The 11,604-nt window shown below is 42.0% G+C and carries 7 protein-coding genes; 2 read left to right on the top strand and 5 right to left on the bottom strand.

The window, feature by feature from the left end:
• Positions 1-56 precede the first annotated feature (56 nt).
• The 5 genes from O9332_RS07455 to O9332_RS07435 form a co-directional block, all read right to left on the bottom strand.
• Positions 57-3,332: a non-ribosomal peptide synthetase gene (locus tag O9332_RS07455; RefSeq protein ID WP_288024632.1), complete on the bottom strand. Its 3,276-nt coding sequence runs from the start codon at positions 3,330-3,332 to the stop codon at positions 57-59.
• Positions 3,333-3,473: 141 nt separating this feature from the next.
• Complete coding sequence (locus O9332_RS07450) at positions 3,474-4,826, bottom strand: sulfotransferase family protein (RefSeq protein WP_288024629.1); 1,353 nt, start codon at positions 4,824-4,826, stop codon at positions 3,474-3,476.
• A 104-nt stretch (positions 4,827-4,930) separates the two neighbouring features.
• Complete coding sequence (locus O9332_RS07445; RefSeq protein WP_002761498.1) at positions 4,931-6,244, bottom strand: coproporphyrinogen-III oxidase family protein; 1,314 nt, start codon at positions 6,242-6,244, stop codon at positions 4,931-4,933.
• Between the two features lie 45 nt (positions 6,245-6,289).
• Positions 6,290-6,571, bottom strand: a complete 282-nt coding sequence (locus tag O9332_RS07440; RefSeq protein ID WP_002761496.1) for an acyl carrier protein — start codon at positions 6,569-6,571, stop codon at positions 6,290-6,292.
• Between the two features lie 3 nt (positions 6,572-6,574).
• Positions 6,575-7,993 carry an AMP-binding protein gene (locus tag O9332_RS07435; protein WP_002761495.1) on the bottom strand — a complete coding sequence of 473 codons (1,419 nt, stop codon included), beginning with the start codon at positions 7,991-7,993 and terminating at the stop codon, positions 6,575-6,577.
• A gap of 378 nt (positions 7,994-8,371) precedes the next feature.
• On the opposite strand from O9332_RS07435, the gene O9332_RS07430 reads away from it, so the two are divergent.
• Together O9332_RS07430 and O9332_RS07425 are read left to right on the top strand one after the other, a co-directional pair.
• Positions 8,372-8,959, top strand: a complete 588-nt coding sequence (locus O9332_RS07430; RefSeq protein ID WP_002761493.1) for a hypothetical protein — start codon at positions 8,372-8,374, stop codon at positions 8,957-8,959.
• A 115-nt stretch (positions 8,960-9,074) separates the two neighbouring features.
• Entirely contained in the window at positions 9,075-11,537 is a 2,463-nt protein-coding gene (locus tag O9332_RS07425) for a sulfatase-like hydrolase/transferase (protein ID WP_002761492.1), read from the top strand.
• Positions 11,538-11,604: the final 67 nt, after the last annotated feature.

Below are 11,604 nucleotides of genomic sequence, written 5' to 3'. Positions count from 1 at the left end.
GAAGTAAAAGCCGTTTAGCTTAGACCATAATTTATAGGAAAAATCTTCAATTCTTGCTATATACTTTTAAGATTTTGGAAGATGGTAATTGGCTGATGAGGATTCGTAACAATTTCCGACCATATCTGCATGAAATCTCGGTTAATTTGAGTCATTGAATCAAGCTCAAAATAATCTTTTTTATATTGCCACCAACCCTTAAGAGAGGGTTTTGGGGAAGTTTTATTTTCCCAGAGTATTAACTCTAAGTCGGGCCTAACTTCAAACTCTTCCATTTCCCAAGATGTCACCTCTAACCCAGGTAGTTTCAATTCTTCTTCGGGGGACTCTGACAAAACCGTAATAACTGCTTTAAAACTAGAATTATCAAGGCGATATTCTGGTTTAATGACTTTGGCTAAATGCTCAAAGGGAATATCTTGATACTCTAAGGCTTCTAATACTACCCTTCGCACTTGCGTTAGTAACTCTCTAACAGTAGGATTACCACTTAAACTAACTCGGAGCAACATTATATTACTAATTAAACCGATTAGAGGCTTCAGGTGTGGATGATTACGAGCGTCACGGGGAGCGCGGATGATAATATCTTCACAGCCACTATAGCTATAGAGTAAAACAGCAAAGGCTGTTAGTGCAGTCATAAATAAAGTGATTCTTTGCTCTTGACAGAGGATGTTTAATTTCTCTGTGAAATCCCCAGGAATTTCAAAATCAAAATTAGTCCCTAGACTTGAAACCGATGAATCGGATAATTTATCGCCAGATTTAGACGGCGAAATCAGGTGTGGGGGAATTTTTAAGGTTGGTGACTCTCCCGCTTCTAAAATACGTTTATAGTGGTTAATTTTCGGCTCAATTAGTTGAGAACTAAAGGATTTTAGTTGCCATTGAACATAATCAACATACTGGATAGGTAAGGGAGGTAAAGGGGAGGAATCACCTAAGACAAAAGCCTGATAAAGTAGCTCCAATTCTTTAAAAAAGAGCGTCAAGGATGAATTGTCTATAATAATATCGTGGATGTGAGTGAGGAGAATGTGCTCCTTCTCATCCAAACGAATTAATATCAGTCTGATTAAGGGGCCATTAATCAAGTCGAAGGGTTGATTAATAATCTCTTGTAATAATCTTGCTAATTCCTCACTTTTCTGGTTCTCTGGCCAGGGTTGTAAATCAATTATGGGTAGGTTTTTTTCGGTGTAGGGGTTAATTAACTGAACGGGGGAACCGTTGACTTCTCGAAAGGTGACACGCAATATTTGATGGCGATAGATAATCTCATTCAAGCTGGCTGTTAAAACTGCTAAATTGAGGTTTCCTTTAAGGTAGTGTCGTCTAAAATTACCTGAAAAATGGATGACTGTGTTGGATTTTTCATAGGACCATCTTTTCTGTTGAGTCAAAGATAAGGGAAAATAAGGACAGCCAGATAAGGAATCAATTTCTGGGGAAGAATCGGCAATAAAATTCTCGTCGATTAAGGGATTAATTACCTCATTAAATTTTATCTTCTCAATTTTTTCGATTAGTTCTGGATGATTTTTCCGTAAATATTCGGCAAATTCAGCCACCGTTGCGGCATCAAGAATAGTTTCTACAGCAAACTTTTTTTCAAAATGAGACTCTAGCCTCTTACAGAGGGCAATAACTTTGAGGGAATGTCCCCCCAATTCAAAAAAGTTCTCATCAATTCCTACTTTTTCTAATTCCAAAACCTCTGCCCAAATTGCGGTTAATAGTTCTTCCTCTGGGTTTCGTGGCGGTGTAACCAGACGAGAAGTGTCATAATTTAGAGGCAATTTAGCTAAAGCTACACGGTCAACTTTATCATTGGGGGTCAAAGGCATCTTTTCTAAAATTACTAATGCCTGGGGAATCATATAATGGGGTAACTTTTCTTTGAGATAGTCGCGCCATTGAGTGAGAACTTGCTCGACTTTAACGGTGGGATTAATAACAGCATAAGCGATTAATTGAGGATCATTTAACTGCTCTTGACGGACAATGACTACCGCTTGGTGAATGGCGGTATTTTCGTTTAAGATGCCTTCAATTTCCCCTAATTCAATTCTTAAACCGCGAATTTTAACTTGAAAGTCTATGCGCCCTAACCATTCAATATTACCATCGGGAAGATAACGGGCTAAATCGCCGGTTTTGTATAACCTCGCCGATGGATTATTATCAAAAGGATGGGGAATAAATTTTGCCGCAGTTAATTCGGGACGATTGAGATATCCCCTAGCTAAACCTACTCCCCCAATATGTAATTCTCCCGCAACCCCCACAGCAACTTTTTTGAGAGACTCATCAAGGATATAAGCTTGAGTATTGGCAAGAGGACGACCGATAGTTAAGGGACTATCAGGGCTACATTCTGCTATGGTGGCATCAACGGTGGCCTCGGTGGGGCCATAGGCATTAAAAAAGCGTCTTCCCACTGACCACTGGGCCATCAAGGCAGGGGGACAAGCTTCTCCGCCGACAATTAATACCTGTAGGTGTTTTAAGGGTGCTTGAGGGAGGACGGCTAATACTGATGGGGGAATTTGTGCATGGGTAATAGCTTTTTTTTGCAGAAAATTAAGCAAGTTATCCCCCGGAAGTAAGGAGTTAGAATTTCCTAGACAAAGTTGCGACCCCGAACAAATAGCGGTGAAGATTTCCGAAACGGAAGCATCAAAATTTAAGGAAGCAAATTGCAGAACACGACTTGAGGGATTTAAGTTAAATAGTTTAATTTCTGTTTGAACTAAATTAACTACTCCTTTATGAGTAATTAAAACCCCCTTGGGTAGGCCAGTGGAGCCAGAAGTATAGAGAATGTAGGCTAAGTTGTCGGAGTTTACAGTAGTTTTAGGGTTTTCTTGACTTTGTTGAACTAGGGACTGATCTTTATTTAAAAAAATTACTTTTATCTGCTCAAGGGGGAGTTTTATAAGGGGTTTTTCCTGTGTCAATAAGATAGATATACCGGCATCTTCTAGGATGAATTTTAGCCGTTCTTGGGGGTAAGCAGGATCAAGGGGTACATAACACCCTCCCGCTTTGAGAACACCTAAAACCCCGATGATCATTTCTAGGGAACGCTCAACACAGATTCCTATTAATTGTTCTGGTTTTACTCCTAATTCAATTAAATAATGGGCGATTTGGTTGGCCCGGTCATTTAACTGCCTATAGGTTAAGGAGGAATCTTCAAAACTTACCGCAATCTGATTAGGGGTCTTCTCCACCTGGGTTTCAAATAATTGATGAATTGTGGTGGAATAAGAATAATTTTCTGCCCTAAAATTCTTCTCAATTGGCTGTAATTGTACTTCAATCATGATTTAAGTAGCTGGTTATAATTAAATTAAAAATGGATTTTAGGTTCGATCCCCCCTTAGTCCCCCCTTAATAAGGGGGGTGCCAATCCCCCCTTAGTCCCCCCTTAATAAGGGGGGCATCTGAAAGTTTTCAATACCTACCTACTTAAGATAGTGCAAACAATCAATTATGTTTTCTAAGTCTGGTAACACTGTGGCCAATTCCCGTTCATGTTTGCGCCATTTTTCTTGTCTAGGAGCAGATAGGGTTCTTTGAGCGATGGGTAAGGGTTGAGAGAGAATTTGCTCGATTTGTTTGTCTTGATGCAGTTGGGCAAATTGGGCAATATGATTAATGGTTTGCCCGGGATGTTCAATTAAATCCCGATAATTGACCGAACACCAACAGGAAGGGTTGAGGGACTGAAGGTCTTCTATTAGGTAGGAATTAGCCATTTTCCACTGATAGGCGGCAATTTCTACCAGAGAAGATTCCTGGAGAGATGACCAACCGGGTACGAGCAGAAAACTCCACTGACTATGCTCCCAACCGGGTAAGGGTTGATAGCTAATAAAACGATGCGATCGCCATCCTTCTAACAAACTACTAATATTTTCCCTAGCATCTCGATAAAGATAGATAAAGAGAGCATCAGGAAATACGGCCTTTAAGAAAGGAACTCTTAGAGCATTTTTCGGCGTTTTTTCTAAAAAACGAATTTTGTTAGGACTCTCATTTTCAGCAATGTTTAAATATTTTACCCCCTCCCGATTTTGTAATTGTTGGGTAAAACCTTTTCTTAGAGTTGCGCTAATTTCTGGGGTAGCATCGCCTTCATCCAAGCAGTTAGAGCTAAAATTGCGTGTGGCTGGATGTAAAGCGGGTATTCCTTCGATAATTTCGTGACTTTCATCTCCAATTGTCCATAAATCGGGGAATTTAGCCAGGGTTTCAAACAATAAACTACTTCCTGCTCTGGGTGCAGAAACAATAAAAATCGGCTTTTCAAACTCTGGAATTAAGAGGTTTTTATCTTCTACTTCTAGCTGAGATTGGTGCTTTTTTTTGGCAATTAACAAACGTTTTCTCTGATGCAGAGAAAGCATCTCACCCTCCTTTCCCCTCAGGGGTGGGGAAGGCGATAGGGTTGAAAGCATGGAAGTAATAGGATTAATTATCTCTTGGATTGCCACCGATGAAGATAGCCATTTTTGTAATAATGGTGCTATTTTTCGGCTAAATTCCCCGATTAAATCTCGATAGGCTAATTCTCCTCGATAGTTTTGTCCAAATTTGGTAAAAACCGCTTGCCATTGGCTTTGAAATTCTGCCAGTTTTTCGGTCAGTTGCTCTAGTTGTCCCTGGGGAAGGGAGCAATTTTCAAGAAGACCATAAATAGCGGCTACTTGCTCTTCAATTTCCGCAGCAGTAAGCACGGGTAAATCATTAAGTGGGACCTGAGCTAAACTGTTTGTTCTGCACATCTCATCTGGGTCATTTTCAACAATGAACAATTATTAGTTAGCGATTATCCAGTTTCTAGATTTTAACTGAGTAAGGGGTTCTGCCCCCCCTGATTAAGGGGGGAAACTGACAATTTTTAACACCCACCTACTTACTAACTTTTGAGTTTTTTGAGAGATGCTGCTAAAGTTTCGCCCACATAGTCCCCATAAAGAATCCCCTTAGCGGTTAATTCAATTTCTTGGGTAGATACGGTGACAAAACCATCTCTTTCAAGTGCGGACAAAGTTTCCCCGCAAAGGGATTGTAATTTAAACCCATGTCTTTGCTGAAATGCAATTAAATCAAAACGTAATGTCTTGATTCCTAGTAAAACTTCCCGCACCATCCGGTCCAAGCTAGTCAGCTTATACCCGCGAGATAAGGGTAGTTCTCCTTGGACCAGAAGGGTCGCATATTTTTCCATATCGCTAGTATTTTGTAACAGAGAATCCCCTAAACAGCCGAAAGCAGAGACTCCCAGTCCATAAAACTCCATTCCGTGCCAAATATTAAAAATGTATTCACTGCGATATTGTTTGGTACTTGTGGCCAAATCGCTGTCATTTTTAACATAGGTAAAATGACTCCAAGGATTATAGTTTGCTTGGGCAAAGCGCTCCATGGCCAACTGCATAAACTGCATTTCTAGCTCTGCTGATGGCAATTCTATAATTTCTTGGCGAACCCCTTGATCAAATACTTGGGTATTGGCAAAAGCTTCCATTTTATAAACGGTGATGCTTTCTACTCCGGTTTTTAGAGCGCATTCTAAACTTTCTTGCCAAGTTTCTAGGGTTTCTCCGGCTAGTCCACTCAACAGGTCAATATTAATTGACCATTGCCCCTCGCCAGCTTTTTGAGCTACATCTATCGCTCGATAAGCTTGTTTTTCGTCATGACCTCTGCCACTTAGTTTGATGATTTGATCATTAAAAGATTGAACACCTAAACTCAGGCGATTTACTCCTAATTCTTTGAGTAACCTCATTTTTGATGGGGAAACACTCAAGGGTTCTGCTTCTACGGAAAACTGTTTCTTTTCTTCAAAGTAGGAGAAATTTTCCCGTAAATTCTCGACAACTTGGACTAACTGGTTTCCAGTTAAGGTGGTGGGAGTTCCTCCGCCAAAATAAACCGCCTGAATCCGTCTATTTTTCAAATTGAATCTTTCGGAAACGAGTTTAATTTCTTGGCAAAGCGTATCTACATAGGCCTGTACTTGGCTCTCTTTTAGGTCAACGGTTTTGTAATAACAAAAAGCACAGCGTTGAGTACAAAAGGGGATATGAACATAGAGACAGATTGGCTGTTCTTCTAGTTTTTCGGCGATTACCCCTGCTTTCCACTGGCGAAAGGGGGGATAGTTAGGATTTAAGGGTAAACGTTGCGGCGTTTGGGTTTTCGGAAGTTCAACGGTTAAAGTCATGGTTTTTGACCAGGGTATTTTTATTTAGATTGCGTTAACTCTAGATCAAGCTATGACTGTTAATTGTTCACTTGCCGGCATTTTCTGGGCAATACAACTAGCTAAAACGTTAAGATTGCTAAAGGATTCTAGATTTAAATCCGATTCCGCAAACTCAACCTCGAAATGCTGTTCTGTCAAAGCAATTAATTCAACTACTGCGATGGAATCCAATCCTAACCCGTCTTCAAATAGGGAGGCAGTTTCGTCAATTTCCTCGATTTTGAGATTGACATCCAGTTGTTCGGCAATAATTGTCTTGAGTTGATTTAAAATATTTGTCGCCATTTTCTAAGCTTTGGGTAAAAAACTGACTAATTGCTGATGGTCGATCTTCCCGTTGGGTAACATCGGTAAGGTTTTCAAAGTGACAATGCGGTCTGGAATCGCTCTTTTCGGTAGTATATCAAAGCACAATTCTCTGATTTCATTCTCAGACAGATGAGTCCCTTTTGTCAAGACACAAAAAGCGACTATACCTTTGCCTCTTTGACTCTCTCCATGGCATTGGACTGCAACCGCTTCAATTGCATCTAGGGTTTCCATATTTTTCTCAATGTCAGAAAACAAGACCAATAGACCATCCCGGTTAATACTGCGATCACATCTTCCCCAAACTTCCAGATGACCGTCTAAATGTAGCTTACCTAAATCTTTAGTAGGGAACCAATCATCGGAATTTGTTGACATCAGCGGCACTCCTGCCGGATCAACATAACCATCAAAACCTGATGGATGCTGACAGCAAATTTCCCCAACTTCTGACATTTGCGAGTTTAAAGATTTATTAAGTTGCAATCGGACACCTGGCATAGGTAAACCGACCGTTTGACAACGGAGGGATAATTCTTCTTGGGGACTACCTGCGGCAATTACCCCCATTTCTGTACTGCCATATAACTTAACTAGGGGGCCGAAATTCTCTTCATATTTGATAAAAGTGTTTTCTTTGATCAGATCTCCCGCCACCACCGTTAATTTATACTCTCTGGCTGATTTTCTGCCTTTAACTAAGGTTTCACAAAAGCTAGGAGTCATAAAAGCAATATTAGGATTAAAGTCTTTTTCTCTCTGAAGATAGCGTAAAAGGTTAGCACCTTTCTGTAAATCAATAGAGGCCCCCACAGCCACACTAGGGAGAAAAGCAGCCCCTAAACCATAGAGATGATAAATCGGGACTGGAATCGCCACTCTCGCCTCTGAATTTAATCTCAATCTTTCCACACAGTTAAGCACATTTTCTAGCAATTTAGTCTGAGAATGAACCACTATTTTGGGGGTTCCTGTACTCCCAGAAGTCTTCATATATAGCCTTTTACCCTTGTCATCGATAGTTTTATATTGATGATTTTCGGTAATTTTTAGCCAATTGTTAATCCGATCCAAACTGTCAGTTTTTTCCAGTTTAGGAGTGAGGCAATAGCGACAAAACTCAGGAATAATAGAGGGCGAATTTGACTGAGGATGCAAAAAGAAACTATAGCCCTTTTCTAACAAAAATAACAGAGTTAAAGCACTGGCAAGAGAATTTTCACATTCCAGGGCCAAGCAGTCTGAATGATCGATTTTTTCTTGCATGAAGAAGCTTGACAAATTGTCAAATATTTCTTCAACATTTTGCCAAGAATAGGTTAAACATCCATCGGTAAGCACGTTGGACTGATACGAGTCTAGAGAGGGAATGCGGGCTATAAATAAGCTGTTTAACATTTACATTGGTATGGAAGGTTACATGGAGGTGAGGTAGTGGCGGGAGAAATCACTAATCTTCTCGACTTTGTACGATAACTTTTGCTTATGGAATCGTGAAATGCTTATCAGACAAGACTTTTAGGGCTACTTTGACGGAAGACCCTATCAGTATAGACCTCGTTTCCATAGGGAAGCGAGAACAGCCAAATCAGGGTAAACCCATCTCAAAAGCTATTGAGAATTGGCTAATTTTGTCGGCCGTTGGTCTGCTGTCTAGGCATTTCAAATGCTACCAGTCAATCAGAATATTTACGAATTGTCAAGGATTTTTAAAATAGGTTTATCCCTCGGTCAAAGTGTGTTAGACTCCGGGAGATTAATTTTTAGGAGTTTCTCATGGACGAAGTTAACGAACAGGCTGGCGCTGATGAATCTTCATCCCAGAATGTTAACGAACAGGCTGCCGCTGATGAATCTTCATCCCAGAATGTCAACGAACAAGCTGCCGCTTCAGAATTTTCTTGGGAGGAAATCAGCAAAAAACTAAAGGCTGCCCCGGGTGAAATCAGCAAAAAACTGGCATCCTGGGGGGTTTCTTTGGACGAAGTAGCCAAGAGAATTGGTTCTTTGGGACTCCCCGGCACAATTCTCGTGGTCACGGTATCCACCTCGGGAGCTACCACTTATCCCGTTGCCTTCGCGCTGGCAGCTTTAGGGGGTCCCCTTGGCGTTTTCGGTGGTTTGGGACTGCTTAGTCTGACCACTGTGGTGGGGGATGTCTTGACAAACTATGGAATTGAAGCGGTTCTTGGTGCTATCTATAAAGACCGTCGTAAACAGGAAGCTCAGGAAGACTTAATCAAAGAAGTTGAAGGTTTACCGATTACCCAAGCACTGAAACTGAAGCTCAAACAGCAAATAGAGTCGGCGGAGGTTGTGTCTGAGGATATTGGTTCCCCTCAAAAAATTGAAATTGTAGAATAATGACTTCAAGTCATGCCTTGTTTTTTACTCTGATTTCGTCTTCGTCTTTGATGACATCAACTAAGTTGGTTGCCTTGAATTGAATTAACCCCTAAGTAAAGAAAGGATCAGTTTTATGTCTGCTCAACAAAATGTTTTGTCCAATGTTTTGTCCTTTGATGGGCAAAGAAATTATGTGGAAGTTCCTTACAATGCTCAACTGAACCCGGAACAGTTTACCGTGTCCTGTTGGGCTAAAGTAACGGGAAAACAGGGTCAATGGCGATCGCCGATCACTGGCAGAACCGACAGCCCGCAGGGGGGATACATCCTTTATGCTGGGGAAAACAATAAATGGCAGTTTTGGACAGGCAATGGCGGTAATTGGGTGACCGTAACCGGTCCCGATGTTGTGCTGGGAACCTGGACGCATTTAGCCGCCACCTACGATGGCAACAACATGAGACTCTATGTCAATGGGCAACTGGCCGGCGGCCCCGTGGCTACCAAAATCATCCCGAATAAGAAATCTCCCTTACGGATTGGAGCAGGAGCGACAGAAAGAAACCCAGACTATTTATTTGCCGGCCAAATCGGGGAAGTGCAGGTTTGGAACCAAGCACGGTCCGCGGAAGACATTAAAAAATCAATGAATTATCGGCTGCTAGGCAATGAACCAGGCCTGGTGGGCTATTGGCCCCTTAATGAAGGTTCAGGTAATATCGTCACTGACAAAACCGGTAAGGGCAGTAATGGCACAATTAACGGGGCAACATGGCAGCAAGAACAACTCCCCTTAACTGCCAAAGCCTCTAAACCCAATATTGTCGTTTTCCTCACTGACCAAGACAGTGCCGCCGTTGCTGAACGCTGGCCGCAAAGCTTTGAAGATGAGCATCTACCGGCCCTGAAACGACTGAAAAAGAACGGGCTGACCTTCAACAAAATGTTCACGGTAACGGTGGCCTGCTCTCCCAGTCGGGCTACTCTGCTCACCAGTACCTATCCCAACCAACACGGTGTCATCAACACCATTGCCGAGCCTTTTTCCGATATTATCAACCGCTATGAGGATAGCTACGGACAATCCCTAGAACAAAAGCTTCTTAGTCCCACTCAGGTGAACCTAGCTCGGGTTCTGAAAGCGGCCGGTTATAAGGTCTATTGGAAGGGCAAATGGCACTTGAGCGTTCCCAAGAGTGACACCGATAAGTGGTCAAGCGAAGACATCGAATACATGAAACAGTCCTACGGTTTCGATGGCTGGACTCCGATTGATGCGGGAGTTGCCCGCAGTGATTTAACCAAGTTTGGCAAAGGAATTTTTTACAATGATGAACGCTATCTACGGGGTGTAGAAGGGGTCAAAAAAGTCATTGAGCAAGATGCCAAGGAAGGACGCGGAGCTTTTAGTGGACTTTCCCCGAAGGAAAAGGAAGCGAAAAAGCAAGAGATCTTGGCTGGAATTGACGAGGCCATTCCCCCGGAAGAACAAGGGATTCTCGAATTTATTCAAAATTACAAATCCGAGGACGGTCCTTTTTGCTTGGTGGTGTCTTTGGTCAATCCCCATGATATTCATGTGGCTCCTACCTTTGAGAAAGATGCCGGCTATTCCCTAGAGGACTTTAAAGATTTTAATCTTCCCATTCCCGAAACTGTCTTCGAGGATCTATCCTTTAAGCCAACCGTCCAGGAGATTTTTAAACAAGGCTGTCAAGTCAAGGAAGAGCAACGCTGGAAACGGCTAAAACGGAGCGGCGAAAAGGTGTGGTATGAAGATTTACCAGAACTAAAAGATGGTAAATTCGCTACCAATAGTCAGCAAGTTCAGCAGATGTTTGTTAACTTCTACGGCTATCTGAAAAAACTGGCAGATAACCAAATCAATGAAGTGCTGAATGCCCTTGAAGCTAAGGGATTAATTGACGATACCTTAATCGTGCGGACTTCCGACCATGGGGAAATGTGCCTGGCCCACGACCGTCAGCGAGAAAAGCCTTTCAATGCCTACGAGGAAGTGCTTCGGGTTCCTCTGATTATTTCTAACCCGAATCTGTTCCCCAACGCCGTTAGTACCGATTCCTTTGCCACGACCTTGGATATAGTGCCAACTCTGGCTAAATTTGCTGGGGTGTATGATCTGTTCCAGTTTGCCTTTCAGGGTTGTGACCTAACGCCTTTATTCACCAATCCCAATCAGGAAGTCCGCGATGCCATTCATTTTACTTTTGATGATGGTACGCTGCCTCCCCGGTTTTTCAAAACCATTCCCCGACGTATCCGTACTATCCGCACCAAAGAGTGGAAATATTCTGTGTACTTTAACGACGAGGGGACTAATTACCAGTACGAAATGTACAACCTAGTCAATGACCCTCTGGAAAAAACCAATGTTGCGGGTAAACCAGAATATTTAGAAAAATTCCTGGAACTACACGCGCAATTGATCGAGCAGATGGTTAAGTTAAAAACTGTTCCGGGTCGTTTTTCTATCTATACAGAAGAGATGAAGCAACAGAATTTTGGCTCTTCGGTTTGTGTTATGCAATGGACGGGGGTTATAAGGGATGGAACCCTTATAGAGAAAGGCATTTAGCGATTTTTGTCAATTGTTTTTTATCTAGAGCGAACTAATCAATTAAGTCTCTTGCCAGATAAGGATT

The organism is Microcystis sp. LE19-10.1B, from assembly GCF_027530565.1.
Lineage (GTDB): Bacteria > Cyanobacteriota > Cyanobacteriia > Cyanobacteriales > Microcystaceae > Microcystis > Microcystis aeruginosa.
This window is presented reverse-complemented; position numbering and strand designations above follow the sequence as displayed.